Here is a 26,078-nt window from a genome sequence, read left to right as displayed (position 1 = left end):
ATAAAGCGAACGGGTGGGTTTCCCTTCGTTGTAACTACCGCCGATATTCAGGACAAAACTGCCGTCGTCTCTTAACACGCGCAGGATCTGAGTCGCGAAGGGAAGGAACCACCTGACGTAGTCACCTTTCTGGGCGTTCCCGTACTCCTTTTTGAAGTGGAGTGCGTAAGGCGGAGACGTGAAAACGAGATTGACGCTGCCCGTCGGGATTTGAGCAAGCAGTTCTTGCGAGTCGCCGAGGAACGCGGCGCCGTAGGTTGTTCGATAAAGCGGTTCACTGGAAAGAGAAGTCTTTACATCGGCTCGATTCAAATCGGTGCGCACGCGGTCTCGTGGCATGGGCGGCAGTTAACCTCCATTTTTGGGCACGTCATTATATAATGACCGGCAAATGATTCCTAGCATAATTGATTGACAATGTCAACTCATTTTCGTGACCCCAATGAATGGATCTCCCAGGCCGAAGCCGCACGGCTTCGGGGTGTATCACGGCAGGCCATCGCGCGGTTGGTGAAGAAAGGACGGTTGCCCGTGTTAAAGATCGGAGGACGCCTACTTGTCCGACGGAAAGAAGTAGAAGACTTCAAACCGGAGCCGGCTGGACGACCGACGAAATGAGCAAACTGACGGATGAGATCCGCGAATTGATCGACAGATCCAGTGAGGAAGAGCGGCGGCTCGTCCTCAACTACCTGCGACAGCGGATTCCAGTTCACCCGCTCGAAGAGCAATGGGGCACGACCGCTGAAGCGATCCTGACGGCAATTGCACGTTCGTCGGATCTGACCCAGCGCGGGATTCGTGGCATTCTCGCGGAGGCGACCTTTGAAGAGGCGATTGTTCCGGAGTTGATAGGTTGGAGGGCCGCCGGGATCATTGGCAACCCAGCCTACGATTTTCTCCTTGAGAAAGCCGACGCTCGTGTCCGAATTCAGGTGAAGCTCCAGCGAAAGGAGGCCGGTGTTCCAAAGGAGTACGCGGCGCGGTCACGCGCGTCTCTGACGTGTCCTTCGGGAAGGATGTACGTCGCCGAGGTCCAAAAGACCAGAAGCGGCGAGAAGGATGGCCAGAAAACACGCCCATACCGTTTTGGCGACTTTGACATTCTGGCTGTGAATCTTCATCCATCGACTGGAGACTGGAAGCGGTTTCTATACACGGTCAGCAATTGGCTGCTGCCAAGGCCTCAGCAACCGGAGTTAATTGAGATTGTCCAGCCCGTTCCAGACCGCCCGGATGAATACTGGAGCGACGACTTAAACCGCTGTATTGACTGGTTCTTGGCTGGCAGTAGTAAACGACTCTATTCCTAGGCCCTCGGCCGCGCCGGAAAAATCGTTCGGGAATGGAGGCGGCCCGCCCCTCGACGAACTGAGACGGTCAATCGTAGAGATCCGCCTCGTTCATTTTCCCCCGCGCCTTCCTGACCGTGTTCTTACACGTCAAGCAATACCGAGCGGCTGGCGACGACGTCGAGCATCTCCACAGATACTGTTAAAAATCGTATGGACAGCTTGTGGGAACGCGAGTGGAGAGCCCTAATGAACGTGTTCTGAGCACATCGCCCAAAAACTGGGCAGCGTTTCTTTAAGGAACCTCTGATCAAGTTACCGCGTTTTGGTGTATGATGGCGGCATCCCTAAGGAGGATGCCGCATGCGCCAGATGACGTTCGCCGCGAGCCCCTTCGAGCCGTATCGCAAGCCCACCCGCCGGGAGCACTTCCTGGCCGAGATGGACGGGGTCGTACCGTGGCGGGAGTTGTGTGCCCTGATCGAGCCGGTCTATCCGAAGGCCGGGAACGGCCGCCCGCCCGTCGGACTGGAGCGGATGCTGCGGCTGTACTTTCTGCAACAGTGGTTCAACCTGAGCGATCCGGGCGCCGAAGAGGCGCTGTATGAATCGGGGTCGATGTGTCGGTTTGTGGGCATCGACCTGGGGCGCGAACCCGTGCCCGATGAGACGACGATCTGCAAGTTCCGTCAACTCCTGGAGGCCCACGGGTTCGGCCCGCGACTCTTTGCGGCGGTCAGCCAGCATCTGGCCGCACACGGGCTGCGGATCGCCCGCGGGACCATTGTCGATGCGACGATCATCAGCGCGCCGACCTCGACCAAGAATCAGGCCCACGCACGCGATCCCGAGATGCGCTCCACGAAGAAGGGCAACCAGTGGTACTTCGGCATGAAAGCCCATGTGGGCGTGGACAGCCGGACGAAACTGATTCACGCGGTGGGGGCCACGGCCGCGAATGTCCACGACTCGCAGGTCCTGCCGCAGCTGTTGCACGGCCGGGAGACGCGCGTGTGGGGCGATTCGGCCTACAGCGGGCAAGGCGACGTTATTCGGGCCCATGCCCCCGCGGCCCGAGATTGGACCCAGCGCAAGGCTTGCCGTCATCGAGCGCTGAGTGACGCGGAGCGCGCCCGCAACCGCACCAAGTCGCGTGTGCGGGCGAAGGTGGAGCATGCGATTGGGGTCATCAAACGCCTCTTCGGCTTTACCAAGGTCCGCTATCGAGGGCTGGCGAAGAATACGCACCGGCTGTGGGTGACGTGCGCCCTGGCCAATCTCTACATGGCTCGGCGCGTGCTGCTCGCGGCGGGATAACCCCCGGTCCTCCCGGTCTCCCGCTGCGCCCGCGAGCGAGTCGGCGCAGGGGCCGCATCCCGCCTTGCTCACCACGCCACCTGACGACTCCTCAAGAGCCCCTGGCGCGCTCAGGAAGCCTTAATCAGAGGTTCCTTAAGATTTACGCGGCAGTCCGCGCCTGTTGGCGCATGAAAGCCCTTTGGGAGAACGGTTCACGGCGTTCGCCTTCGCGGCGTGCGCGTCAGATGCCCGCCCGTCAGTTGCCGGACCTCGCGGCGGATCTCCGCCTTCAATTCGGCCTCGGTAGGCAGATACAGCTTGTAGCGGCTGGCGAAGATTTTCTGTTCCTGCTCAGGCCCCAGGGTGTACCGGACCACGGCGTCGTTCTTATCCGCACACAGGATCAGACCCAACGTGGGGTTGTCGTCTTCAGTTCGCCGCTCGTGATCGTAATAATTGACGTACAGTTGCAGTTGGCCAAGGTCCTGGTGCGTCAGCTTGCCGGTCTTGAGGTCGATGATGACGTAGCACTTGAGGACGGTGTGATAGAAGACCAGATCGATATAGAAATGGTCGCCGTCCAGCGTCAGTCGCTCCTGACGGGCGACGAACGCGAACCCCTTTCCGAGTTCCAGCAGAAACGCCTGCAGATTGTTGATCAGCGCCTGTTCAAGGTCCGATTCAACGAGCCGGGGCGACTCCGGCAACCCCAAGAACTCCATGACCACCGGATCCTTAAAGACATCCGCAGGCTGCTGGACGTTCTGGCCCTTTGTGGCCAATTTCATCAGCCCCTTCTTATCCTTGCTGAGCGCCAGCCGCTCGTAGAGGAGGCTGTTGATTTGTCGCTCCAGCTCGCGCGCCGACCAGTTGTTCTTGAGCGCCTCGATCTCATAGAACGAACGGGCTTGTGTGTTCTCCACTCTGAGCAGCGTCCGGTAATGGGTCCAGGAAAGGTTCTGGTGAAGCCGCCCGGGCTTCCAGGATTCGGTACGCGGTGCGTACCAGATCGCAGATTGCAGCGATTTCTGCGTACCCCCGGATTCGGTACGCAGTGCGTGCCGAATGACATCCGTGGGCAGCAGGCTGGAGTATTCGGAATAGAATTGACGAATGAAACGCAGGTTTCGTTCGGAATAGCCGGTTCCGTATTCTTCAGACAAACGTTCCGCCAGGGATTCCAGCAGCCGCTCGCCATACCCGGCGCGCCGCCGTCCCTTCTGCTCTTCCTCCACAATCTCCCGCCCGATCAGCCAGTTCGCCACCACTTGGGTGGTGTTGACCGTCCGAGCCACGAGGGTCCGGGCCGATTCCAGGATCTCCCGAATCCGGTGATACAACGTCGCCCGCACCGGTCGCTTCATGCGCGTTTCTCCACCGCAGAATTGTTGCGGCCCAGAATAGTGAAACGAGAGGGAAATGACAAGGTGAGCGCGCTCCGGGTCCAGTCGTATCACTCGTAAAGCACCGTCTCGTCCACCTTTCCTCGAGCTTTCTTCACGGTGCCCTTACACGCCGAGCAATACCGATCAGCCGCCGACGACGTCAGGGCCGATTGGCCGCAGGCCAGACAGGTGCGGATCACCCAGCGGGACGGCGAGACGTTTTCGCGGATTAGATCGAACAGTTCCTTGACCGAGAGGCCGTGTTCCCTGGCCAACCGATCGAGCGAATCGAGCGTGATCTCGTTCAGGGTGTAATATCCGGCGAGAACTTCTCCGAGGCGCTGGGTTCTCCGCATTCTCGCGACAGTCCGGTGCTCCGGTCTTGGCCGCCGGATGCCCCAGCGCTGGATGATGCGGGCCACGGTCCGGCCGGAAGCAGCCGTGATGCGGACGATCTCTCGCGTGGGAAGGCCGCAGAGCGCCAGGCGTCTCACGAGGAGATCGCGTTCGTCGTCGGTGAACAGTTGCGGCGCTGAATCCTGGTCGGTCGACTCGTCGTCGGAATCGAGCGGCGACACCGTTGCTCCTCAGGACTTCTTGGTGGCGATACGAGGAGCGCCGAGCCGTTGTTTGACACCTGCGATCCAAGCCTCCAGTTTTCGCAGGAGAGATTGGAGCTGGTCTTTCGCGGCTGGTGAGATGTTCCGAGTGAGGGAGTCAGGATCGATCGCCAATAACCGGGTACCGATGAGGGCGTCCAGTTCGGCCAAAACGGCGCCGGCCTGGGGCGTTGCTTTTGCGACGGACTCCCCTCTCTCTTTCAACGCGGCCTTGAGTTTGGCGTTCTCGGATTTGAGCGCCTGGTAATCGGGCGGTGGGACCACTGTCGGTTCGGTGTTTTTCGTGAGTTTGTCGATCAGCGCCTGCTTCTCCTGGACCTTCCGGTACATCTCGGCGCGGACCTTCTCGAGTTCCTCCTCCAGGATCTTTTTGGCCTTGATCTCGCCCCCGACCTGTCCCTCCGCGCGATCCAGGCGCTGTTGTAATTCGGTCAGACGCGCAGTCAGCTCGCCGTCGCGCTCCGTTAGCTTCTTGGCCCCCGCCGATAAATCGTCGAGTTCTTTGAGGAGCCCGGCGTGCATCGTTTCGAACTCAACCGATTTCTGCTCCTCCAGGGTCCTGGCCATCCGGTCCTTCATGGCCTGATACACCTCGCGCTGCACGGTCTCGTCCAACTGGGCCAACTGAATCGCCACCTGCTGCGTCAGCGTGCCGCCGTCCAGCAGGGCCGACAGCTCGGAGATGAGATCCGAGAGACCGCGATAGCGTTGGACCTGCCGATCGGAAAGCCCGACCGCCGCGGCCACCTGCCCGGTTCGGCTCTTCAGCTCCGCGAGTTTCTTGATGGCGCGGGCCATCTCAGAAGGCTGGAGCTGGCGCCGGCGGATGTTCTCTTCGATCGTGATCATGGCCCGGGTCTCGGGCTCCCCTACTGCCCGGATCACCGCCGGGACCGATCCCACACCCAGCGCCTTCGCCGCCCGCAGCCGTTGGTGGCCGCAAATGACGCGCATCTCTTCGTCCACGACCAACGGCTCGATCACCCCGAGTTCCTGAATGGAGGCCTTGAGTTGCTCAAAGTCCTCGCCCTCCATGTCCCGAAACAGGTCCTGATTGTCGTCGTTAGGAATCAGGGCGTCGATCGGCACCAGTTTCATCTCGGCGTCGCGCCGCCGGTACGTCCCCCGTGGGGTGACCCGAAACGCCGGATCCCCCTGCTTGGCGCGGCCCAGGGCTTGATCTACGGCCTGAAGCGCCAGCTTCAACTGATCGGCTTCGGCGTCGTCCGTGCCAGCGCGGTTCAGAAAGTGCTCATAGATCCGTCGCTGCTCCTCCAATGAGAGGCTCTGCGGATCTGCGACGTATTGCTCGATGAGCCGGTCCATCTCGCGATGCTCACTCTGTTGCTCGATGCTCATCTCACTCTCCCACGTCATGCACTAACGGGTGGGTTTTGACACCGTGTCGGAACCCACCCCAACGTGCACATACCAGTCCGGCTTCCGGCAGAGGACGCTGGTTCCGATCGACCGCAGCAACGGATCACGGTCGAGTGCGGCTAGGCGACGCTGCATCTTCCTTGCGGTTCGCTGGTCCACCCCGACCGCGTGGGCGAGCGCGGCGGAACTCGCGGTCTCGCTCATCATCTGCCACGCAACGGCTCGAAACCAACACGCGAGCGGCAACCGGCCACCCTCGAATGGAGTGCCGGTGAGGTCCGAGAACATTCGCCGGCACGGCACGCACCTGTAGTACACCGCATACCGTTTTCGATGATACCGGCCCGCGGGTCGGTGACAGTGTGGGCAGAGTACGCGGGCCGGCCAGCGCAGATTCCGCAATGTCTCCCAACACCAGGCCTCGGGCGGTCCCTCGTTCATTTCACCGGCACCGGCGGTCGTGGCGCGGCGTACCCTTTAATGAGCGTCCGCATGAACGCATCGAACGTCGCCCGGTCCCCCTGTTCCTCCGCCAGAAGCAGCATTCTCGCCACCTGATCGGACAACTCCAACTCCTTCTCAAGGCACTCGCCCCAGGACTCGTACCCCAGGACACGGTGTCCCTCCCAGACCTTGAGTTGACGCAGCTCGCGCGCGACGTGGGACAGATCTTGTTGGATCTTCTGGAAGCACTGGCGGAGATCGCCGACTCGTTTGAGCACCGCGGTCCGATCCCGGTTGCGGAGCAGCTCGCCGTAGATGGCCGATTGAATCTCGGCATCCCCGTGCCGCCCGTTCACAAAGGTCTGCGCCACGGTTTCCAGCATCGGCGGCGTGGCGTGGTGCTGTTCGAGGCGCTCCAGAATCTGGCGAGGACGTGGTTGGTTCCAAAGCCGTTCCTTCAGAGCCTTGTATTTCTGGCCAGATTTTGTTGGGACGTCATCCATGACGCAGACAGGGTCGCAGAGGGAAATTGCCAGAACCATGCCGACCGGCGCGACGAGAATTCACTACCTCCAGCCGTCGTGAGGCGGGTCGCCGGACACCCCGTGCGCCAAATGCGCTTCTTGTGACCGCTTCTTCCAAAGGTATCGTCCGAGGTGCGGAAGGCGCCACGCGCTCGCAGCGATCATACGGGGCGAGACCAAGGCACGATCACACGAAAAACGGCCAGACGAGATCAGTTTTTGGCGAGAGTGGTTCTTCGGTGCTGGGGCATCACGCGGCTGCGTGTTGGATTGCAACTTGGTGAGCTGGTGGGACGGCCACGTATTGGCCGATTGTCTCTACACCCTACGGAAGCCTGCGCACAAAGGCGCGCGGTATCTTGGACGTTGTCGCGGCGATCAGAGAGGAGGGGTCCTTGCGCCTGGCTCCGCGTCCGCCTAACGAATCAGGCGCTGAGCTGCGGGCGAAATATCGAGCGGGAGCCAGATCGTGGGCTACGTCTTAGGTCTGCGCCGTCGAGTGAACCGGACTGTTCCTTACTCGTCCGCGGCCGGGGTGCGATCTTAAACCCAACGTTGACCTCGGAGACCGGCACACCGCCTCGAATGTCCTCGGTCTCCATCAGCGCTTCAAGATGAAATCGTCCGTTTGACTCCCCTCCCAGTGAGGCGAGTGCGCTTTAATATTGATATATCGAGAATCCTAGATATATAGTTCGGCCATGATCAAAATTACCGACGATAGCCACGGTCTGATCGCGGCATTTAAAGCTTTATCCAACAACACGCGCTTACGGATTCTCTCTTGGCTGAAGGAGCCGGAGAAGCATTTTCCTCGGCAGGAGGCCGCAGATATGCGTGAGGTGGGTGTGTGCGTGAAACACATTCAACACAAGGTCGGCCTCTCACAGTCGACTGTCTCCCTCTACCTGACCGAGCTGCAAGAGGCTGGCCTCGTCACCGTCACACGGCTAGGTCAGTGGACATATTACAAACGCGATGAGAAGGGCATCGAAGCCCTGGCACGGCACATCAAGCGTAGTCTCTAGCTGACCTTCCGGCATCAGATGGGGTCTGACGTACGGATTAATATATCGACTGATCGGGATATCTAGATTAAGGAGAGTTCGATGGATACGCCGAGAACAAATTCGGGGTTCCGACGAATGTTTGCGCCTGGCCGATTAACGCTCGGTGTGTTCTTCGCCATCGAATCTTATAAAGGCGATACACCCCTCATGCAGCATCAGGTTGAGCTCGCCCGGCGCGCGGAACAGTTGGGGTTTTCCGCCTTGTGGTTTCGCGATGTCCCCCTCCGCGACCCGAGCTTCGGCGATGTCGGACAGATCTATGATCCCTGGGTCTATCTTGGCTATATCGCCGCGCATACGTCACGCATTGCGCTAGCCACGGGCAGCATCATTTTCCCGATCAGGCATCCCTTACATATTGCCAAGGCGGCCGCGTCGGTTGACCGGCTTTCCGGGGGACGGTTGGTGCTTGGGATCGCCTCGGGAGACCGACCGTCGGAATATCCGGCATTCGGAATCGATTTTACCACGCGAGGCGAGCGGCTTCGCGAGACCCTGCGTTATGTTCTTGAAGCGTTGAACAGTTCGTTTCCCGTCATTGAATCGCCCTTTGGGCGCATGGATGGAGTCGATCTCATTCCAAAGCCACATGACGGACGTATTCCCGTGCTGGTTACAGGCAACAGTCAGCAGGATTTGGCATGGATCGCAAAGAATGCGGATGGATGGATTTATTACCCGCGGAGTCTGAGCCGCCAGGCGCTGGCGATAACGGAGTGGCGCGAGCTGACACAACACTATTGCCCGGAGACGTTCAAACCCTTCGCTCAATCTCTCTACATTGACCTCACAACGGATCGAGACGACGCCCCGGAGCCGATTCACCTTGGTTTCCGCCTGGGGAGAAACCGGTTGATCGAGTTTCTCCAGGCGTTGCAGAAGATCGGGGTGAATCATGTCGTCCTGAATCTCAAATACGGCAGCAGACCGGCTGCGGATGTCTTGGAGGAGATCGGGGAGGAGGTCCTGCCGCTGTTCACGACCGATTCGGCGGTAAACGAAGCGGTCGCCGATCGGTAGTGACGCCTCTCAACCGAGGTCGAGCGGCGCAACGCTAACGGGCGCCGCCACCGGCGCGCCGCCTGCGGTGAGTTCGGTGGAAGGTAGGGTTCGGCGTCATCGGGGCTTGACCGCCACCACAGAGACCCAGGCTTGTGCGAACATGCCTGCCTTCTGTTGACTCCACGCACGAAAGACGGTTGCCGATTGTCCGTGGCCTTCTCGTTCAAGCTGGAGCGCCAGGTACTCGCCGATGAACTCAAGGGACGGATAGCACTCGTATCGTGCAGACAGGCGAACGACTCCGAACCCGGCGGCTTGAAGATGGAGACCGAGCTTCCGTCCCACATCCACGTCGCCACCATTCTTGGACTGGAGCGTCGTGTACGCCTCGACCGCTCGCGACAGTTCGGGCGACGGAGGGGAGAGGATGAACCCGCCCCAATCAGGGCTACACACGCCGATCATGCCTCCGGGCTTGAGGACTCGAAAGCATTCACGCAGCGCTTGGACCGGATCAGCCACGTGCTCCATGAGTGCATGGCTGAAAACCCGGTCGAATGTGCCGTCCCCGAACGGCAGTGCGTAACAGTTGGCGGTTTGGAAGCGGACGTTGCGCACACCCTCGCGCGTCGCCGTGGCCACTGCGCGGTCTATCTGGGACGACCCGACATCAACGCCGACCACGTTCCCGGGTGCGACGCGGGCTGCGATCCCCACGGTGATCGATCCAGGACCGCACCCACCATCGAGAACGGACATGCCAGGCTCAAGGTACGGCGCAAAGAACTCCCCGTGTGACTCAAGCGTTCGCTTGGCCATGAAGTCGGACGCGTTGTCACTATGGCCAGGAGTGTAGATCTCGGATCTCATTCCCCTATGCCCCGTGTCGCGTAAGGCCGGAGCCGCTTGAACCGGTTGGCCGTAGGAGCAGTTCAATCGGCATAGTGCGCGAACGCTTTCACGACGTTGTGATCCTGGCCGAAGTGAAACACCTCGGCGGCGAGTCGGCCGCGCGCACCCTTAGTAGTAGAGCGTCACGCTGTTTACCCCGACCAGGGTCGTGATCAGCTCAAAACGCAGGCATGGAATTAGCTGTAAGGCCTTCGCCCAATACGCGCCGACCTGATCCTTGCCCTTCAGCGTTCCTGACGGTTCACCGGCAATCGTCACGATGACCGGCGAGGACATCTCAAAGTCCTCAGCGTAGCGCAAGAGAATGCGGCTCAGATCATGGCTGTTCCATGCCCCGATCCATTCTTCTGCGAAATGCGTGGCGAATGTGTTGTCGATCATCGTCCTTCTCTCCTTACTCCACTCCGGCTGAGCAGCCGACAGCCGACCCGAGCCGGAGGCGGCGTGGTCTCTTATACAGTGACGACAAGATCGACCGCTAAGTACCGGACCCCTGGCAAAGGATTGTGGTAATAACTCGTGATTTCTCGAAACCCGATCGACTCGTACAGCGACTGCGCTTTGCTCATCGCTGGCAACGTATCAAGCACCATGCGGCGGTAACCAAGCCCTCGTGCGCGTGCAAGTGCCGCCACGGCCAACGACCGCCCGACGCCGCGGCCACGTTGCTCGGGTCTGACATAGAGTCTCTTCATCTCACAGATCTCCTGTTCTGTACGCCGTACTGCCACGCAGCCGACGGCGGCCGCGCCTTCTCGCGCGAGCAGCAGACAACCAGCGGGCGGTCCATACACGTCTCGCAAATTTGCAAGTTCCCCCCCAAAGTTCTGGAAATATAAGTCAACGCCCAACACGGCCGTGTATTCTTCAATGAGCGCTCGGCCGCCCGAGTAGTCTTCCGCCGTCGTCGCCTCAGTGATCGTCACAGATAACTCGATAGCCCAACGGGCACGTCAACCAGCGCACCGCTTAGGCGCGTCGGGGTGAACGCGTTGGGCATCACTAATCGGGATGTACGATTTCGGCTTTATGCGCCCAAAATCTGTTCTGAGATTAATGCGCATTGATGGTTCCATCGCCCTCTCAAATTGCCAGTGCATTTCTGCGGTACGCGACCATTGCAATTAACAACGCACATGTTGCCGCTATTACAGCAGGAAACAATACCGTTGTTACGGTGTAGTTTTCGAGCGCCATGATGACGATGAGATTACGGGCCGCAAACAGAGCAAAGAACAGCAATGATTCTGAGTGTGGCGACGCATACGCTTTCCTGACCGTTGGACCGAACCCCAGAACATCGACGGTTGTGAGAATGACAACGGCCCACAACGGGTCTGATGTTAAATACCAAACCGGCAAGGAAGAGATTGCCGAGACAAGAAATGACCAGTCTGTTCTAGTGATCGAAACATCAGCCCGCTTCAGATAAGCCAGTAACGCAATCACTATTGTGATGCTTCCGGATACGCCTATAGGCCAAGCCCCGGCACCGCCATTGTCGTCAAGCTGCGCAAGAAACACTACGAATGTAGTTGTTCCCCAGATGACCCAGGAAAACACGTGCGGCTTAACTGTGCCCTTAAGGATTGCGCTGATGTAGGGAAAGAACGCTACCAGTGTGAGCCCAATCGCAACAGCACTTAAAAATTCCTTCGGAACGCAACTCACCGATTTGTCTTCGCCTAACGTAAAGTTAAGGGGCGCCGCGCTTTTGCGGCGTCCTGCTTGAACGCCGGGTTGGGCATTTCGGCATCTAATATTTCATACTCGATAAACAATTGAGGGCTGGCTCATGGTTTTTCACCGCCTCAATAATTTCCCTGGTCAATTCAGATTTGTCCTTGTTTAAGCGCCGAAAAAGTTCTTTTGGAGTTTTGGTATTCGGATCGTTTTTTGTGCCCCAGAGAATGACCTCAAGAATTACTGGAATGAGACCAACCCCTTTCGGTGTAAGTTCATAGATGTATTTCTTCTGATGCTCAGGGTCTTGGGTTTTAGTAACAATCTCACTGTCTTCGAGTTTTTTGAGCCTGTCAGTCAATATATTGGTCGCTATTTTTTCGTTAGCTTCAAGAAACTCACCAAAGTAGCACCTTCCCTTGAAAATCATATCCCGGATAATCAACAGCGACCATTTATCCCCGAGTAAATCTAGGGTAAAAGCGATGGGGCACCCTGACTGCCTGCAATCTGTCTTGCTTTTGCCCATTTGAATGTATTGTATAAAAATGACTTGCAAAATGCAATTACTTTGGGTATTCTGCTTATACTTGCATATTGCAAGTTAATAAACGGAAGGGGAATCGTAATGAATAACTTTGTCGTTTGGTTTGACATTCCAGTTAAGAATTTGGACAGGGCAATGAAGTTCTACTCCACGGTGATGTCTGTCGAATTGAAGTCGATTGAAATCGGCCCTGGCAAACAAGCCAATTTCCCCTTTGTCCCGGGCGTAGCATCCGGCTCTCTGAGAGAGAGCAAGGATAGTGAGCCAAGTGCTGCGGGCACGATGGTTTACCTCAATGGCGGGGAAGATTTATCCGCACCTCTGGCGCGCGTCGAGGCTGCGGGCGGAACAATTATCAAAAATAAAACCCGTATCGGAGAGAATGGCTTTATGGCAATTTTCAAGGACACTGAGGGCAATCATGTCGCACTTCATAGCCGGAAATGAATAGAGTTTATGAAGGAGCTTCCTATGCGTAACAATCGACGGTGGATGGCGATTTCAGCAGCGACTGGGCTCGCCTTCTTCCTTATCGCCAATCTCACGGACTTCTTCGTAGGGTTGAATGTTGTGTCCGGCCTGATTCAAATCGCGATCAACATCTTTGTCTTCGTGACATGGTTGCGCGGGTATCGTGCCAGCCGTGGTCGTGAGCGGTTCTTGGCGTTCTTTGGGGTTATCGCGCCAACTATATTGGCAGGTATTACGCTCTGGCGCGTGATCATCCCCTTTTTCACCTCCATTTTCTAGCCCCCGACCAGGAATGTGATGCCCAACATTTGAGTAGACGCCCGATTGGGGCGTCTCATTTTACACCTGCATTTCAGGTTACCCACATCCTCTTGGAGAATCAATAGAATCTCTTCAGTAACAATCGTGTGACATCTTTTAACGACCCCTCAAACCAGTTGGAGCCGTGGGCCTGGATTGCTCGACCGGGTCCGACATGCTATTTGAACATAAAGCCCTCCACGATTTCTGCAACACCCGTCACGACGCCTCATCCTCTCGATGGTCGTTCAGAAGCCGCCGCAGCGTCCTGATATCCACACCTAAAAGTCCCGCTGCCATGAGCCGATTGCCCTTGGCCTGCGCCATCGCATGCCGCGCATAGGCCCTCCTGGCCACGCGAGTGAACTCAGCCAACGGTGCAGTCTCCGACGGCATACGCACCGAGATTGACAGAATCGACTCGTCGATGGGTGTGAATTCGGTGGCAGCAACTGCAGGCTTAGTCGCTGGGCTGAGATCCAAGTCTTTCGGCGTGAGATAACGCGATCGGCACAATGTGCCCGCACGTTGTAGAGTCTTGACGAGTTCCCTCACGTTTCCCGGCCAGGCATACGCCATCAGTTTCTCGACCGCCTCCGGTACGATCTCGATCCGATCTCCAGACCGCACCTCGTGTTGAGCGAGCACGTGTCGCACCAATAGCGGAATGTCCTCTTTCCGGTCGCGGAGCGGTGGTAGCACGATCGGCACCTCGTTGAGGCGGTAGTACAGATCCTCGCGAAATTTTCCAGCTCGGATCGCCGCGTCGATGTTCACGTTGGTCGACGCGACGACCTGGGCTCGGAGCGCTAGGCTCGTGGTCTCCCCTAGCGGTGTGAACCGGCGCTCCTCCAGCACCCGCAATAAGGATGCCTGCAGGTCCATCTCCATGTTGCCGATCTCGTCGAGGAAGAGCGTCCCGTCTCCGGCGGCCTCCAGCTTGCCGACCAGTCGCTCTTTGTTGTGGAAGCCGGGGTAGTTCGCCTTCACCCCGAACAACTCCGGTTCCAGGACGGACTTGGGAACCGCGCCGCAGTCGATCGACACGAACGGCGCGTTGGGCAGTCCCTTGCGCGCGTGGATGGCCTGGGCGACCAGTTCCTTCCCGGTCCCGCTCTCGCCAAGAATGAGGACCGTGGACCGGTGTTGGGCGACGCGCTCGATGAGGTCGTAGACGTGCAACATGCCGGGGGACCGCCCGATGATTACCCGGCCGGCGTCGAAGATGAACCCGCCGTCCATCTTGATCCGGCGCTCCAGACGCGTGCGTGTCAGCGTCTGGCTCACCCGGAACGCGAGCAGGTCGTAAAGCGATTGATCCTTCACGATGTAATCCACCGCGCCCAACTCCAGGGCTTTGGTAATGATCGCGCTCTGATCCTGGCTGCTCACCACGGTGATGGGAAGATCCGGCCATCGGTGGAGCGCGTCTGGGATGAAATCCAATCCCGCCTGCGGCGTGCCTTCGAAGGTTAGATCGAGGAGTACCAAGTCAGGCGCGCGCCGCTGGATCGAAGCGAGCGCCTCCTTGGGGTCAGACGCGACCGCCGTCGTGTAGCCAGCGGACTTGAGGACCGCCCCGTAGAGTTCGACGTAGTTGGGATCGTCTTCAACGATCAGAATCTCGGCTCGTTCCATGATTCACCACCTCTCGCACAGCGTTGCCTGTCGGGCTTCGCGTCGGCATCCACACCCGGACCACGGTGCCTTTTCCTGGAACAGAATCGATCACCAGGCGTCCGGCGTGATGGGCTTCGATGATCCGCCTCGCGGTCCAGAGCCCCAGTCCGGTGCCGCCGATCTTTGTCGTGATGAACGGCTTGAACAAGTGCTCCTGCAACTCCTTTCGAATCCCCGATCCGGAATCCTGAATTTCGATCTGGATGCCTTCGGAGCCCGTTGTAAAAACTCTGAGCGTCAGCATCCCTCCGTTTGGCATCGCCTCGATCGCGTTGGTCAGTAGATTCGTGAATGCCATCATGAGTTGGGACGCGTCCCCTTCAACCGGAGGCAGCCCGTCTTCATATTCCCGGACGACACGGACGTCCGCGCCGGCCGCTGTCTCTGCCATTTCACGGAATGCGCCATCCAGGAGTTCCGGCAGGTGGACCCAGGTCTTCCTCGGCCGCTCCAGGTGTGCTCGCTTGAGGCCGTCGATGATCCGCGCGATGGCCGCGGCGGCCGCGTCGATCCGCGCCAGCGCGTCACCCGTTTCACGGCTGTCCGAACGCTCAATCGCGTCCCGCAGCCACTTCACGTAGTTTCTGATGATCACCACCGGGTTCTTGACCGCGTGCGCCAATGTCCCCGCAGAGGTCGCGATCAGTTCCATCTCGACCAGGCGGGCCTGCGCCGACTCGAGGTCCTCCCGGATCCTCCGCATGCGCAGTAGCGCGGAAATCCTCACGGCCAGCTCGTGCGTGTCGTACGGCTTGGCCACATAGTCGTCAGCCCCCATCTCGATCCCGAAGACCATGTCGCCCAGGCTGTTGCGGGCCGTGACCAGGATCACGGGAACGGAGGCCGTATCGGGATCCTCTTTGAGGAGACGGCAGAGCTCGGCGCCGGACAGCCGGGGCATCATCAGGTCGGTCACCACCAAGCCCGGCTTGCGGGAACGCACCAGGTCTAGCGCCTCCAGGCCGTCTCTGGCGGTCAAGACCGTGTATCCCTTCCCCGCCAACGACGCTCGGAGCGCCTCACGATCCGTTTCAGAATCATCGGCGACCAGAATCGTTTCACCCCGGCCATGTAGGGACTCCGGCATAGTCCACGAAGAGCCGTCTTGGGGCCCTGTCCCGAGGGACGCAGTTCTGAACAACGGCCGGCCCGGCCAGCCGTGCGACCCTTCCGTCACGCGTTGGGGCGTCACTTGCTGGACTGGAAGATCGAAGAAGAACGTGCTTCCCCGCCCTGGTGCGCTGTCGACCGCCACGCTGCCTCCGTGGGCCTCGATGATTTCCTTGGTCAGCGCCAACCCCAGGCCGGTCCCCTCGATGGCTGCCACCTCTCGGCCGCGCCGGTAGCGTTCAAACGCCGTCTTCACTTCTTCCGGACCCATCCCCGGCCCGGTGTCCTCGACAGCCACGCGCACGTTGGTCCCGTGAAGACGGCAAGACACGCGGATGGTCCCGCGGTCGGTGTACTTGATCGCATTCGAGAGCAGATTGGTCACGCACTGCCGGATTCGCGCGCGGTCTCCCTGTACCATAGGAAGGCTGTCGTCGATCGCCAAATCGAGAGCGAGGCCCTTGGCCCGAGCCGAATCCCTCGCCAGGTCGACCGCCAGGCTCACCACCGTGGGGACGTCCATCGGCTGAACCTCGAACCGCATAACCCCCATTTCGAGCTTGTTCAAGTCAAACAGGTGCTCCACCAGCTCCTTCATCTCCACCGCGGTCACGCGGATCACGTCGATCAGCCGGCGGTGGTCGTCGGTCAGGGCGTGATCGTCGTCCGCCGCCAGCCCATCGGCGATACTCGAAATGCCGAAGAGCGGCCCGCGAAGCTCGTGGGCGATCTCCGAGAGAAATTCCGTTTTGAGGCGGTCCAGCTCACGAACCCGTTCCAGGAGCAGCGAATTGGAGACCGCGATGGTTGCCGTCGCAGCCACTCGCGACAGAAACGCGATTTCCCGTGGGGAGAACCGGCGCAGGTTCCGCTTCTTCCCCAAGGCAATGGCTCCGACGACCTGGCCGTGCTGCACCAGCGGGAAACAGACCGCGAAGTTCAATGGCTCCAGCCACGTCTGAACAGCATCGTCTCGGACACGATCGAGCCCCAGCACCTCTCCAGTCTCGAGCCGCTTCAGCGCGTCGGCCTGAAGCCCGATCGAGTCCTCAACGCCACGGCCCTGCGACGCGACGACCGCCAGCCGGTCGCGTGAATCGGCGAGCACCATGGCGCAGGCGCCCTCGACCGGGAGCACGCGGCAGACACGCGCGAGGATGCCTTCCGCCATGGGACGGAGTTCTTGGAGCACCGCGAGATCCGTGATCATCTCCTCCAGGGTCCGCCGGAGGTTGTATTGCCGCCGGTCAAAGAGCTGATCGATGTACGGCTGCGCGACGTACAGATACAGGCCGATCAGGAAGGCGAGTCCTCCGATCGCCAGTCCCCAGTCCGACGAGGACGCCTCGGCCATGCGGGGCTTGAGCCAGGAGCCCGCCCAGAACGCGACGGCCAGCGGCACCGACGACAAGGCGAGCCAGCTCAGCGTCTTGTGCACCACGGTCTGGACGTCGAACGCGTGGAACCGCACAACCGAATAGAAGACGACGAGCGTGGCGATCAGAAAGCCCAGCGTTTGCAGATAGAAGTATCGAACCTCGTGGAAAAGGAGGGGCAGGATGAATGCGAAAATGAGTCCGACCGCGATCGCGCCAGAGAAGCCGATCAGGACCGTCCCGACCGCTTTCCGGGCGGTCTCGTTCGCGCTCGCAGTCCCCTCCTGACGGTATTTGGCAACCAGGACTCCAAACGTCGCCACCATGCAGAGCAGGACGTAACCGATGTAGACCCGGTAGAAAGGCGTGGTGGTAAAGACGTGGACCCCGTCGACCACGGCGTGCTCCGCGAAGTTGCCGCCTGCCAGAGCGACTGCGGCAATGGGCGCGGAGACCACGGCCAGCACGGTGACCGCGGCGCGGAAGCGAGGGACGGGTTGGGGAAACGCGAGGGCGAACGACACGGCGGCGAATGAAAACAACACGCCGCTGGCGTCGGCGAGGTTATTCCAGGGGAGTGGAACGCGGTTCTGGTCGAGCAGCCATTCCCGGCCGAGGAGGAAGAGCGCCTGGAGGGCGGCCGCCTGGCACAAGAAGAACCCGACCACGTTGGGCGCGTTCCGGCGATCTTTGAGGACCAAGACGCCGATGGACGCCGTCGCGATGGCAGTACCGACGATCAGCATGCCCTTGGGCACGATCGTCATACACCCGCCTCTGGGTTCTCACGCGCGTTTGACCGCCGTGATGTACGAGGTTCCGGGACCGACTCGCAGGTTCTTCGCTCGCACGTTCGAAAAACCCGACTCCTCCAACCAAGCACGAACTTCGCCGAGATCCAGGCTTCCCGCGTTGCTGGTGACCAAGAACAAGAGCTGCGTGAGGACCGCGGCGTAGGATTCCGGGCCCGCCCCTTTTTCACGCTTGAATTGATCGAGGATCACGAACGCACCGCCGGGATTCAATGCGCCGGCCACTTTCTGGACGATGCGGCGAATTTCCGCGCCGTCGAAGTGGTGCAGAAGGTTAAAGATGAAAATCACGTCATGGCCACTCCCCAGATCGTCCTTGGCCAGGTCTCCGGGGCGAAGCTCGATACGATTCGCCACGTCCCGATAGTGGGTTTGTACGATCTCGCGCGCCACGTCCAAGGCCGGGGGGAGATCGAACATCACGGCGTGAAGATTCGGATACTTGCGGCAATACGCGGCCGGGTACGCGCCATGGCCGCCCCCGATATCGAGCAATCGGGTCTGGTTCGGCCGCAACCGAAACCGCAGGACGAGTTCCCGCGCGGCCATCTTGGACAGATCGTGTAGCCCGTAGATGTAGCGGCGCCACCCGGCCGGATCGAGCATGCCGGCGTGCAGGTCCAACGTCGCCCCGGTGCGAATGGCGTCATCGAGACGCATCCACCACTCCCAGTGGTCGTACTGGAAGTCGATGAACCGGTTCATGGATCGCGGATCGTCGGGCGTCACCCATTTGCGCGCACGTGGCGCCAGGTCGTAACGGCCACCGCTCTCCGCGACATAGCCGCAGCCCACCAACGCGTTGAGCAGAATCTGGATGCCTTTGTCCGTGCATGACAATTTGGCGGCAAGCTCCGGGGCCGAGGCCGGCGCTTTGGAGAGCGCCTCGAACACGCCGAGGCGGGTCGCTGCCATGATCGCCCGGGCCTGGATGATGGCCACGAACGTGTCGGCGACAGGAAACGGCAACGCATTGGCTCGGGTCAGCAGCCATTCAAGCGGATTTTCGGGGATCATCCCGACGCGCATGTTCGTTCCTTCTTTTGCGAAGCGCGTGTGAGATCGGCCCTTCCGGGCCGGGATCGGCATGGGAAGCGCAGCGAAGGCGGCAAGAAAGTCTCCGCGGATGCCGACGTGCCGCGAATCTAGCACAAGGCCGCGGATTTCCACAAGGTCAGAACCGGCCGCGCACGGAAAGTCCGACGGCCTGCGTTGAGCTGTCGTAGGTCCCGTTGTGGATTGGAAGACCGGTCAGCGAGTTGTTCGCTTGCCGGCTCTCGGTGATGAGGACTCCGTACAGGAGGTCAATGGTCCACGATCCTCGGGTGATTCCCAGCCCCACGGTGATCTGCTGTTTGTCCGGTTCCGGAAACACGGGACTCAATGTCGAATCGGGAACGGCGCTTGGATCAAAACTGTATCCGGCTCGGAAGGCCACCGTGTCGCTCACGTCGTACTGACCGCCGATACGAAACGTCCACGTGTCCTGCCAATCGAGGGGCACGCTGGTGTCCTGGACCGTGAGCGTGTTGGTATCGAACCGGATGGCCTGGCTGTCCAACGTGTTCCAGTTGCTCCATTGCACGTCGCCCTCTAGGGTCAGCCTCGGAATCGCCCGGTTCGCTACTCCCACAATGACCATCTGGGGAAACTTGAGCGAGGTTTCCATCCCGCCGCTGGGAAATAACGACGCCGCGGGCGCGGGAACCTGAAATCTGGCGTTCCCGTCAAAGGAAATGCTGGATGCGCTCTTGTAGACCGCGCCGACCGCAGTGGCGCCGAACCGGGCCTGCATGCCCACGTTCGCGCCCACCCCGTAGCCGTCACCCTCCAGATCGGCAGTCCCTTCGGGAAGGCTGAACAGCGACAAGTCGATTTGACTGGCTTGCTGGAAGTCGGCTCGCGTGAGGACCACGCCGGCTCCAACCGACACCTGCGGCGAGACGCGGTACGCCACCGAGGGCGCCAGATGCACTTGGCGCAACTCCGCGGAGGTCACGACAAAACGACCCTCCCAGTCCTTGGGATACTCGACCTTGTTCCCTGAGGCGGCAAAGATGCCGATTCCCATCCCCCAGGCACCAGCCAATCGCTGCGACACGAACAGATAGGAAGGAAACGCTGCACCGGCATCGCCGTCCGTGTCTTGGCCCGTGACATTGCTGTGGAAAGCGGTCTTGGGAAAGACAGCAGTGGTTCCCACCTGGAGATCGGTCCCTTCAAGGCCCGCCAGCCCTGCCGGGTTATAGAACACGGCCGAAGGGGCATCGACCTGGGCCACCACGGCGTTCCCTTTGGCTTGCTCCGCCGCGCCAAAGTCGTAGATCGAAAAGCCAGACGCGTTGGCAGCCTGTGAGCCACTCAATAAGACCGCTCCGGCAAATAGCATCGAAAGAACCCAGCATCCCGCGCGCATATTGGAGCCTCCTCGCATGATGGTCACCCCCACCGAGCAACTTCCAATGCAAGGCCAGTGCCTCAAAGGCGCCCATTATAGGCCCTGTAACGCGCGCTGAGAAGAGGACATTGAGAACAGCGGACACGACATGCCACAAACGATGTCCGCGATGAGGACACGCTTTGTCCCAGGGCCCCATTCCGTCTCGAGCGTTTGGCTCGCCAAAACAAGGCGTGGTCTGGCTTGCCTCCCGGCGCTTGCCCGCCATGACAACCAGTATGCTCGGGTCGTCGCAACCCCTGGCCTTCGACAACTGAATCGCGTGCCAGGTGGAATCATCTCAACGCCTCGATCAGCGTCCGCGCGTTGTAGCGCATCATCGAAAGATAATCCCCCGTGTCCGATAGCGCCCCCGGAAGCGGGGTCAGCACGACCACTTTGGCCCCCGTTTCCTGAGCGATGGCATCGGGGATTTTCGGGGAGAGCTGCGGCTCTGAAACGATGACCTTAATGTGCTCGGCATTGACCGTCCGGACCAGGCCCGCAATACGTTTGGCCGATGGCTCGCTGCCGATTTGGGTGTAGATATCGCCCCGAATATCGAGGCCGAACCGCCGCGCGAAATACGGCCATGCCGGGTGATGGGTGATGATCTTTCGGTTGGAGACCGACGCAAACCCCTCCGCAATCGATCGCTGGAGGTCGTCGAGTTGCTTCAGATACGCGACTTGGTTGGCCAGGTAAATCGCGCGTCGCGCCGGGTCGACGTGGATGAGGCCTTCCGAAATGTAACGGATCATGATCTTCGCGTTGTCGGGATCCAACCAGACATGGGGATTCCCCTCCCTGTGTGCTTCTTCCGTCTCGGGCGAATCACGGTGACCCTCTCCAACGTGCGCATGCGAATCTCCGCCCGGGATGATGTCCATGCCACGTGAGGTTTCGACCACGAGCAGCGACGGATTATCCACGTTTTTGATCATGCCGTTGACCCACACCTCGAGTCCGAGGCCGACTTTGACGAGCATTGCCGCCTGGTGCACCGCTTCAAGGTCGCTGGGCTTCGGCGTGTAGGTGTGCTCGCTTTCCAAGCCAGTGATCAGGCTCCTGACCTGCACTTGGTCGCCGCCGACCGCACGCACGAAGTCGGCCAACACCGGAATGGTCGCCACCACTGGGATTGGGGCCGCAGACGCTGCAACGGGCGCGAATCCAACCGAGGCCACAAGGCAGAGCAACCCAAGGAAGGATGCGCGGTTGGGCGGAGTGGAGCGATGGTGGGCGACGGCCGGTTGAGATCGGTGGGACTCGACTTCCGCCTCGCCGTGATGGCAGGGCACGCAGGCCTTGCACAGATGGCGATTGAGCAGGTGGCCGGCGGCGAGTGTCACCGCCCCAGCCGTGACCAAGATCGTTTCGTGAGATTCTTCAGCCCAGAACCGTCCCGTGGCAATCATTCCGAGCGCAGAGCCGAGCACAAATAAGACCCGCCCCCTCCGGTGAATGTGGAAGCCCCAACACAGGCTACCCACCGCCAGCCCGACCGAGACGACCAACAAACCACCTTCGATGGGATGGTTGACGAATCGTCCTAACCCCGCGAGCGGGAACGCTATGAGCAAGAGCGGAGCCACCATACAGTGGGCCGCGCAACTCAATGAAAGCCACGCCCCGACACGGTCGATACGCCCCGTGGTCGAAAGCGGTAAGGCTCCCTGAATTCCTGGATTCAGTTCGGTCGCGGCATGGTGAACCGACCCTTGGCGACGAATGAATTCCACACACATCATCCACATGATTTCTCCCTTCAAGAAATGCAGTACACGGCACGCCGTGGGCGAAAAACGACCACCGCCGTCACCATTTAAATATCCGAATCTCAGTGTTGAAAAGAGAGGACTACGACGTACGGGGAGGTGGACCGCGGATAACGTCTGCGTTGGGGGTTGTGGAGAAAACAGGCGCGGGAGGTTCCAGCAGCTGCGTCACGACCGCCGTCCCCGAAAGCAAAACCACCCCGTCTGACTGGAGGGCAGAACTGACGACGTCATCCAACCAGGCATGCTCATCGTGGTCGGAGTGCGCGGCGTCGCCCTGCGCCATCGCGAGACCATGGCTCAGCATGGTCAGCGGCAAGGGAAATACCAGAAGCGCGTAGGCCGCGACCACGATCACCACCATGCCGGTATGGGGGTTCGATCGTGTCATCACAGTCTCAACTCATGTACACCGGCCGCAATACCCGGTCGCGACAAAGGAATGATGCGTCACGGTAAAGCCGGAGATCTTGGGAGCTTCGACCGAACAGGTCATGCAGCGCCAGTCACCACACCTAAGGCACAGGGCGTGGTGGTGATGGCCGGAGGTTCCACCGTGTAATTCATAGTATTGTTGGCCCTTGAGGGTCATGACTGGATGGATGATGTCGATGGTCTCGAGCACATTCAGCACCCGGTACACGGAGGCACCGTTGAGGCTTGGCAGCGCGCTCGCCACGTCATAGGCGGAGAACACCCCGCCGTGCCGTGCCAGCCATTCAACCACCCGTCGCCGCGCGATGGTGATTTTGTATCCTGCACTCTTCAACGTCGCCAGCATCTGTTCTTTTGTGTTCATCATCGTAATTGAGAATGATTCGCAATATTAGGGAATCCGAAATTCAAAGTCAAGCGTTTTCCCCGGAAGGTCAAACGCAAAGTCCCCCCTCATCCCAGCAACACAAATCAGACGACAAGGGTCGGCTGTTTTACTCGTTTCGGCGAGGGACACGACTGTTTCAAAGTCAGCTTCGCACCAAACGCCACCACCAGCGACTTTGCTGCTAACTGTCTGCGCAGTTATGAGGAGCGAATCTCTGGCGCCGGTCCGACCCAGGACGGGCTGGAGACTGGCGTGCCGTACGATGCGCACGTGTCCATCGGCGTCAGGCCCGACCCGCGAGGCAGGAGCCGCGTCGAGTTGAGCATGAACGCCAGCTCCGACGCCACGTGGATAAAAGCCGCGATCAGCGGATTGAGATACCCGAAGGCGGCCATGCCGATGCCGACCCCATCGATGACGAGCGTTCCGGTGAAGTTTTGCATGATGATCCGGTGGCAGCTCCGTGCGACCTGAAGCGTCTCAACGAACCGTAACAGATCGCTTCCAAGGAGGACGACATCCGCGCTTTCCATCGCGACATCGGTGCCCGACCCCATCGCCACGCCGACACTAGCCTCCACGAGCGCGGGTGCGTCATTGACGCCGTCCCCCACCATGGCCACCACCCGGCCACTTTTCATCACAGCATTCACGCGGGCGAGTTTGTCCTCTGGCAAGAGGTCCGCGGCCACCTCGTCGACCTGCAGTTGTTGGGCGACGGTATGGGCGATCGCGGAGGCATCACCGGTGAACAGCACGATGCGGATGCCCATTCGGCGGAGTCGGCTGACCGCCTCGATAGCTTCGGGCCGCAAGACGTCGGCGATCTGAAGCGCGCCGAGCAGGCGCTGACCGCGGCTCACCAGCACCTCGGAGAGCCCTAGTGGCGGCGTGGCACACGCGTTCGTCTCGATCTGGTGTTGGGCGAGGAAGGCCCGGTTACCGACACGGATCTCGTCGCCGCCTTGCACGGCCCGAACGCCCCGTCCCGGCGTATAGGTGAACGCCTCTGCGGCTTCGGTTTTGATGGACTGCTCGGACGCTCGCTTGAGGATGGCCTCCGCGACCGGGTGCTCGGAGCGCGTCTCGGCGGTGGCCGCTGTCGCGAGCAGAACGTCCGCACTCACCCCGGCGCAGGGAAGTACCGCGATCACCTCGGGAGTACCGAAGGTCACGGTGCCGGTCTTATCGAGCACTACGGTATCGACCCGGCCGAGTAGTTCCAGGTACAGGCCGCCCTTCACGATCGCGCCGAGCCGCGCCGCCCGCCCGATCGCGCCCAGGATGGCCAGCGGTGTGCCGGCCGCGATCCCACACGCACCCGCGACGATGACCACCGAGATCGTTGACCGGATGTCGCGGGTGATGAGGAAGGTGAACGCCGCGGAGGCCAGCGCGAAGTATACGAGGTAGCCGGCGAGCCGGTCGGCGGTCTTTTGGATCGGCGCGCGTGATTGCTCTGCGCGTTCGACCGCCTCGATGATCTTCCCGAACGCGGTCTCGCGCCCGATGCCCGTCGTCCGAATCTCGAGGGCGCCAGAATGGTTGATGGTCCCGGCGAAGACCGACGTGCCCAGCGCCTTCTCGATCGGCATCGACTCGCCGGTAATGGTCGATTGGTCTACGAACGAGTGTCCTGCCACCACGGTGCCGTCGACCGGAATTCTGCCGCCGGGCTTGACGACCACGATGTCCCCCACCGCGAGCGCGCCTACGTCTGTCGCCTGCTCGCCATCCGGGCCTCGAACGATGGCGGTCCAGGGAAGCAGATCGACCAGGTGCCTGATCGCGTTTCGTCCCTTCGCAACGGTCAGACCCTCAAGCACTTCGGCCCCTAGCACGAAGAAGACGATGACGAGGGCGGTGAAATACTCGCCAATCGCGAGCGCGGCCCCGATGGCGATGGTCATCGACAACTCCATCGTCATCCTTCGCTCCAGCAGGGCCGCCAGTGCTGCCCGGAAAATGGGGTAGCTGCCGAGAAGGGTGACCGCCAACGGGAGCACGTCGACTCCGGCCACCGTCGGCCAGAGCCGGAACCACGTCACCAGTGCGGCAACCCCGACGAAGGCGATCAGCCCCAGTTCCCGCCATTCGAGTTGCCCGTTCTGATGCGCGTGGTCGTCCGAGCCGCTCATTTCAGGTACGCCTTGATCACATCGATCAGCTCTTGCGCCCCCTCCAATTGTTCTGCGCTCGATTTGCGGTCCGGATCCAGCACGTGGAAACGGATGTGCCCTTCGAGCAACTCGGCCATGAGGCCATTGATCGCGCCCCGGCAGGCGGCAATGGTTTGGAGGACATCCGCGCACTCCCGTTCCGAGGCGACCGCCTTCTCGATCGCGTCCACCTGGCCGCGAATGCGGCGGATGCGGTTGATCAGTTTCTTTTTACTCCCAATCGTATGGGCCATATTCCCCCACGGTTACCGTTCCGGGGCGGGTTGGTGTTCGTGGATATGTTTCCTCTGCTTGTGCTGGTCATCGTGAGCCTCCGTGGTCCGTTGGCCCGCGTCGAGCCGATTGATGAACTCAATGAGGGTATCGGCGGCGTGTTTATGCTCGTCCCGAATATGGCCCAGGACATGAACCACATCGTCTACCGCGGGAAAGTCCTCCGCGGCAATCACCGGGATCTGCGCCTCGTACTTGGTGATGAGTTTGAGTTCTTCGATCAAATCATCCCGGAGATCGGCGACTGCCTTGTCTGCATCGCTGCGGACGCCATGGGCGTGACCGGCACTGTGTGTATTACACATGGACACCTCCTCTGGTGGGAATTTAGTCGGGTGAGTCGCATCGGCTTTTCTGGCCTCTCCCGATTGTTTACGCGAGGAAGCAATATATCATAGGGGGGTATGGTATACAAGTACCCATACGCTAAGGGCAGACGTGCCATTCACTTCCACGCGGGTTCGCCTCAGTTCTCAAAAGAACTTGCCAGAAACGGCAGGTGGACGGCCGATCTCGGTTGCTCCTCCCCTCTGAGACCGGACTATCTTCGCAGCATCAGGTTCAACCGCTCTTTGACAACTGAATCGTGAGACCTTGCTGTTGGCGGACGGGGAAACCGTCTTCTCCTCTCCTGTTCCCCTCGCCCTCTCGCCAGCCGAGCCATCGGCCCGTGGGAGGAC

Annotated in this window: 27 protein-coding genes and 1 pseudogene; 7 read left to right on the top strand and 21 right to left on the bottom strand. The window is 60.2% G+C overall.

Going from position 1 to position 26,078, the window contains the following annotated elements; translation table 11 throughout:
• Positions 1 to 324: DNA methyltransferase (locus tag AB1451_06555; protein MEW6682569.1), on the bottom strand; the 324-nt coding region annotated here is incomplete at its 3' end.
• A 93-nt stretch (positions 325 to 417) separates the two neighbouring features.
• Between AB1451_06555 and AB1451_06550 the strand changes: the two genes are divergently transcribed.
• The 3 genes from AB1451_06550 to AB1451_06540 all read left to right on the top strand — a co-directional run bounded on the left by AB1451_06550 (position 418) and on the right by AB1451_06540 (position 2,609).
• Complete coding sequence (locus AB1451_06550; protein MEW6682568.1) at positions 418 to 618, top strand: helix-turn-helix domain-containing protein; 201 nt, start codon at positions 418 to 420, stop codon at positions 616 to 618.
• Entirely contained in the window at positions 615 to 1,313 is a 699-nt protein-coding gene (locus AB1451_06545; GenBank protein ID MEW6682567.1) for a hypothetical protein, read from the top strand. The genes AB1451_06550 and AB1451_06545 overlap by 4 nt, the downstream gene beginning before the upstream one ends.
• Before the next feature lie 342 nt (positions 1,314 to 1,655).
• Positions 1,656 to 2,609, top strand: a complete 954-nt coding sequence (locus tag AB1451_06540) for an IS5 family transposase (GenBank protein ID MEW6682566.1) — start codon at positions 1,656 to 1,658, stop codon at positions 2,607 to 2,609.
• A gap of 194 nt (positions 2,610 to 2,803) precedes the next feature.
• Here AB1451_06540 and AB1451_06535 read toward each other — a convergent pair whose 3' ends face one another.
• The 5 genes from AB1451_06535 to AB1451_06515 all read right to left on the bottom strand — a co-directional run bounded on the left by AB1451_06535 (position 2,804) and on the right by AB1451_06515 (position 6,923).
• Positions 2,804 to 3,955, bottom strand: a complete 1,152-nt coding sequence (locus AB1451_06535; GenBank protein ID MEW6682565.1) for a PDDEXK nuclease domain-containing protein — start codon at positions 3,953 to 3,955, stop codon at positions 2,804 to 2,806.
• Between the two features lie 89 nt (positions 3,956 to 4,044).
• Positions 4,045 to 4,554: a hypothetical protein gene (locus AB1451_06530; GenBank protein MEW6682564.1), complete on the bottom strand. Its 510-nt coding sequence runs from the start codon at positions 4,552 to 4,554 to the stop codon at positions 4,045 to 4,047.
• Positions 4,555 to 4,563: 9 nt separating this feature from the next.
• Positions 4,564 to 5,955: a ParB/RepB/Spo0J family partition protein gene (locus tag AB1451_06525; GenBank protein ID MEW6682563.1), complete on the bottom strand. Its 1,392-nt coding sequence runs from the start codon at positions 5,953 to 5,955 to the stop codon at positions 4,564 to 4,566.
• A 21-nt stretch (positions 5,956 to 5,976) separates the two neighbouring features.
• Entirely contained in the window at positions 5,977 to 6,264 is a 288-nt protein-coding gene (locus AB1451_06520; GenBank protein ID MEW6682562.1) for a hypothetical protein, read from the bottom strand.
• Positions 6,265 to 6,413: 149 nt separating this feature from the next.
• The gene (locus AB1451_06515; GenBank protein ID MEW6682561.1) at positions 6,414 to 6,923 is read right to left on the bottom strand and encodes a hypothetical protein; all 510 of its coding nucleotides are present in this window, start codon (positions 6,921 to 6,923) and stop codon (positions 6,414 to 6,416) included.
• A 722-nt stretch (positions 6,924 to 7,645) separates the two neighbouring features.
• On the opposite strand from AB1451_06515, the gene AB1451_06510 reads away from it, so the two are divergent.
• On the top strand, positions 7,646 to 7,972 hold the full coding sequence (locus tag AB1451_06510; GenBank protein MEW6682560.1) for a metalloregulator ArsR/SmtB family transcription factor: 327 nt from the start codon (positions 7,646 to 7,648) through the stop codon (positions 7,970 to 7,972).
• A gap of 81 nt (positions 7,973 to 8,053) precedes the next feature.
• A complete protein-coding gene (locus AB1451_06505; GenBank protein ID MEW6682559.1) occupies positions 8,054 to 9,034 on the top strand; it encodes an LLM class oxidoreductase in 981 nt (326 codons plus the stop codon).
• Positions 9,035 to 9,130: 96 nt separating this feature from the next.
• Here AB1451_06505 and AB1451_06500 read toward each other — a convergent pair whose 3' ends face one another.
• The 5 genes and pseudogenes from AB1451_06500 to AB1451_06480 form a co-directional block, all read right to left on the bottom strand.
• Positions 9,131 to 9,835, bottom strand: a complete 705-nt coding sequence (locus AB1451_06500; GenBank protein ID MEW6682558.1) for a methyltransferase domain-containing protein — start codon at positions 9,833 to 9,835, stop codon at positions 9,131 to 9,133.
• 113 nt (positions 9,836 to 9,948) lie between these two features.
• A pseudogene (locus AB1451_06495) lies at positions 9,949 to 10,309 on the bottom strand (nuclear transport factor 2 family protein).
• Positions 10,310 to 10,380: 71 nt separating this feature from the next.
• Positions 10,381 to 10,854 carry a GNAT family N-acetyltransferase gene (locus AB1451_06490; protein MEW6682557.1) on the bottom strand — a complete coding sequence of 158 codons (474 nt, stop codon included), beginning with the start codon at positions 10,852 to 10,854 and terminating at the stop codon, positions 10,381 to 10,383.
• A 157-nt stretch (positions 10,855 to 11,011) separates the two neighbouring features.
• Entirely contained in the window at positions 11,012 to 11,599 is a 588-nt protein-coding gene (locus AB1451_06485; GenBank protein ID MEW6682556.1) for a hypothetical protein, read from the bottom strand.
• Between the two features lie 85 nt (positions 11,600 to 11,684).
• Positions 11,685 to 12,140, bottom strand: coding sequence for a helix-turn-helix domain-containing protein (locus AB1451_06480; protein MEW6682555.1), 456 nt, complete (start codon positions 12,138 to 12,140; stop codon positions 11,685 to 11,687).
• Between the two features lie 99 nt (positions 12,141 to 12,239).
• On the opposite strand from AB1451_06480, the gene AB1451_06475 reads away from it, so the two are divergent.
• Both AB1451_06475 and AB1451_06470 read left to right on the top strand, forming a co-directional pair.
• Positions 12,240 to 12,605 carry a VOC family protein gene (locus AB1451_06475; GenBank protein MEW6682554.1) on the top strand — a complete coding sequence of 122 codons (366 nt, stop codon included), beginning with the start codon at positions 12,240 to 12,242 and terminating at the stop codon, positions 12,603 to 12,605.
• Between the two features lie 24 nt (positions 12,606 to 12,629).
• Complete coding sequence (locus AB1451_06470; GenBank protein MEW6682553.1) at positions 12,630 to 12,908, top strand: hypothetical protein; 279 nt, start codon at positions 12,630 to 12,632, stop codon at positions 12,906 to 12,908.
• A gap of 240 nt (positions 12,909 to 13,148) precedes the next feature.
• On the opposite strand, the gene AB1451_06465 is transcribed toward AB1451_06470, so the two are convergent.
• From AB1451_06465 to AB1451_06420, 10 genes are all read right to left on the bottom strand, one after another.
• Positions 13,149 to 14,567 (bottom strand): sigma-54 dependent transcriptional regulator, encoded by a 1,419-nt coding sequence (locus AB1451_06465; protein ID MEW6682552.1) that lies wholly within the window; start codon positions 14,565 to 14,567, stop codon positions 13,149 to 13,151.
• The gene (locus tag AB1451_06460; GenBank protein ID MEW6682551.1) at positions 14,539 to 17,862 is read right to left on the bottom strand and encodes an ATP-binding protein; all 3,324 of its coding nucleotides are present in this window, start codon (positions 17,860 to 17,862) and stop codon (positions 14,539 to 14,541) included. The genes AB1451_06465 and AB1451_06460 overlap by 29 nt, the downstream gene beginning before the upstream one ends.
• Before the next feature lie 18 nt (positions 17,863 to 17,880).
• Positions 17,881 to 18,936 carry a class I SAM-dependent methyltransferase gene (locus AB1451_06455; protein MEW6682550.1) on the bottom strand — a complete coding sequence of 352 codons (1,056 nt, stop codon included), beginning with the start codon at positions 18,934 to 18,936 and terminating at the stop codon, positions 17,881 to 17,883.
• Between the two features lie 145 nt (positions 18,937 to 19,081).
• On the bottom strand, positions 19,082 to 20,296 hold the full coding sequence (locus AB1451_06450) for an outer membrane protein transport protein (protein MEW6682549.1): 1,215 nt from the start codon (positions 20,294 to 20,296) through the stop codon (positions 19,082 to 19,084).
• Between the two features lie 344 nt (positions 20,297 to 20,640).
• Positions 20,641 to 22,101 (bottom strand): MerC family mercury resistance protein, encoded by a 1,461-nt coding sequence (locus AB1451_06445; protein ID MEW6682548.1) that lies wholly within the window; start codon positions 22,099 to 22,101, stop codon positions 20,641 to 20,643.
• 103 nt (positions 22,102 to 22,204) lie between these two features.
• On the bottom strand, positions 22,205 to 22,513 hold the full coding sequence (locus AB1451_06440) for a hypothetical protein (GenBank protein ID MEW6682547.1): 309 nt from the start codon (positions 22,511 to 22,513) through the stop codon (positions 22,205 to 22,207).
• A gap of 12 nt (positions 22,514 to 22,525) precedes the next feature.
• Positions 22,526 to 22,921: a transcriptional repressor gene (locus AB1451_06435; GenBank protein ID MEW6682546.1), complete on the bottom strand. Its 396-nt coding sequence runs from the start codon at positions 22,919 to 22,921 to the stop codon at positions 22,526 to 22,528.
• 221 nt (positions 22,922 to 23,142) lie between these two features.
• Positions 23,143 to 25,083 (bottom strand): cation-translocating P-type ATPase, encoded by a 1,941-nt coding sequence (locus AB1451_06430; protein MEW6682545.1) that lies wholly within the window; start codon positions 25,081 to 25,083, stop codon positions 23,143 to 23,145.
• Positions 25,080 to 25,358, bottom strand: coding sequence for a metal/formaldehyde-sensitive transcriptional repressor (locus AB1451_06425; GenBank protein ID MEW6682544.1), 279 nt, complete (start codon positions 25,356 to 25,358; stop codon positions 25,080 to 25,082). Before AB1451_06425 ends, AB1451_06430 begins: the two co-directional genes overlap by 4 nt.
• Before the next feature lie 12 nt (positions 25,359 to 25,370).
• Positions 25,371 to 25,703 carry a hypothetical protein gene (locus tag AB1451_06420; GenBank protein ID MEW6682543.1) on the bottom strand — a complete coding sequence of 111 codons (333 nt, stop codon included), beginning with the start codon at positions 25,701 to 25,703 and terminating at the stop codon, positions 25,371 to 25,373.
• Positions 25,704 to 26,078: the final 375 nt, after the last annotated feature.

This window comes from Nitrospirota bacterium, from assembly GCA_040757335.1.
GTDB lineage: Bacteria > Nitrospirota > Nitrospiria > 2-01-FULL-66-17 > 2-01-FULL-66-17 > JBFLXB01.
Note: the sequence above shows the minus strand (reverse complement) of the source record. Positions and strands in the feature narration are given on the sequence as shown.

Excerpts from the sequence above, each read along its gene's own strand:
- AB1451_06550 (MEW6682568.1), top strand. The coding sequence starts at position 418 with ATGTCAACTCATTTTCGTGACCCCAATGAATGGATCTCCCAGGCCGAA.
- AB1451_06545 (MEW6682567.1), top strand. The coding sequence starts at position 615 with ATGAGCAAACTGACGGATGAGATCCGCGAATTGATCGACAGATCCAGT.
- AB1451_06540 (MEW6682566.1), top strand. The coding sequence starts at position 1,656 with ATGCGCCAGATGACGTTCGCCGCGAGCCCCTTCGAGCCGTATCGCAAG.
- AB1451_06535 (MEW6682565.1), bottom strand. The coding sequence starts at position 3,955 with ATGAAGCGACCGGTGCGGGCGACGTTGTATCACCGGATTCGGGAGATC.
- AB1451_06525 (MEW6682563.1), bottom strand. The coding sequence starts at position 5,955 with ATGAGCATCGAGCAACAGAGTGAGCATCGCGAGATGGACCGGCTCATC.
- AB1451_06520 (MEW6682562.1), bottom strand. The coding sequence starts at position 6,264 with ATGTTCTCGGACCTCACCGGCACTCCATTCGAGGGTGGCCGGTTGCCG.
- AB1451_06515 (MEW6682561.1), bottom strand. The coding sequence starts at position 6,923 with ATGGATGACGTCCCAACAAAATCTGGCCAGAAATACAAGGCTCTGAAG.
- AB1451_06510 (MEW6682560.1), top strand. The coding sequence starts at position 7,646 with ATGATCAAAATTACCGACGATAGCCACGGTCTGATCGCGGCATTTAAA.
- AB1451_06505 (MEW6682559.1), top strand. The coding sequence starts at position 8,054 with ATGGATACGCCGAGAACAAATTCGGGGTTCCGACGAATGTTTGCGCCT.
- AB1451_06500 (MEW6682558.1), bottom strand. The coding sequence starts at position 9,835 with ATGGCCAAGCGAACGCTTGAGTCACACGGGGAGTTCTTTGCGCCGTAC.
- AB1451_06480 (MEW6682555.1), bottom strand. The coding sequence starts at position 12,140 with ATGGGCAAAAGCAAGACAGATTGCAGGCAGTCAGGGTGCCCCATCGCT.
- AB1451_06475 (MEW6682554.1), top strand. The coding sequence starts at position 12,240 with ATGAATAACTTTGTCGTTTGGTTTGACATTCCAGTTAAGAATTTGGAC.
- AB1451_06470 (MEW6682553.1), top strand. The coding sequence starts at position 12,630 with ATGCGTAACAATCGACGGTGGATGGCGATTTCAGCAGCGACTGGGCTC.
- AB1451_06465 (MEW6682552.1), bottom strand. The coding sequence starts at position 14,567 with ATGGAACGAGCCGAGATTCTGATCGTTGAAGACGATCCCAACTACGTC.
- AB1451_06460 (MEW6682551.1), bottom strand. The coding sequence starts at position 17,862 with ATGACGATCGTGCCCAAGGGCATGCTGATCGTCGGTACTGCCATCGCG.
- AB1451_06455 (MEW6682550.1), bottom strand. The coding sequence starts at position 18,936 with ATGCGCGTCGGGATGATCCCCGAAAATCCGCTTGAATGGCTGCTGACC.
- AB1451_06450 (MEW6682549.1), bottom strand. The coding sequence starts at position 20,296 with ATGCTATTTGCCGGAGCGGTCTTATTGAGTGGCTCACAGGCTGCCAAC.
- AB1451_06445 (MEW6682548.1), bottom strand. The coding sequence starts at position 22,101 with ATGTGGATGATGTGTGTGGAATTCATTCGTCGCCAAGGGTCGGTTCAC.
- AB1451_06440 (MEW6682547.1), bottom strand. The coding sequence starts at position 22,513 with ATGACACGATCGAACCCCCATACCGGCATGGTGGTGATCGTGGTCGCG.
- AB1451_06435 (MEW6682546.1), bottom strand. The coding sequence starts at position 22,921 with ATGAACACAAAAGAACAGATGCTGGCGACGTTGAAGAGTGCAGGATAC.
- AB1451_06430 (MEW6682545.1), bottom strand. The coding sequence starts at position 25,083 with ATGAGCGGCTCGGACGACCACGCGCATCAGAACGGGCAACTCGAATGG.
- AB1451_06425 (MEW6682544.1), bottom strand. The coding sequence starts at position 25,358 with ATGGCCCATACGATTGGGAGTAAAAAGAAACTGATCAACCGCATCCGC.
- AB1451_06420 (MEW6682543.1), bottom strand. The coding sequence starts at position 25,703 with ATGTGTAATACACACAGTGCCGGTCACGCCCATGGCGTCCGCAGCGAT.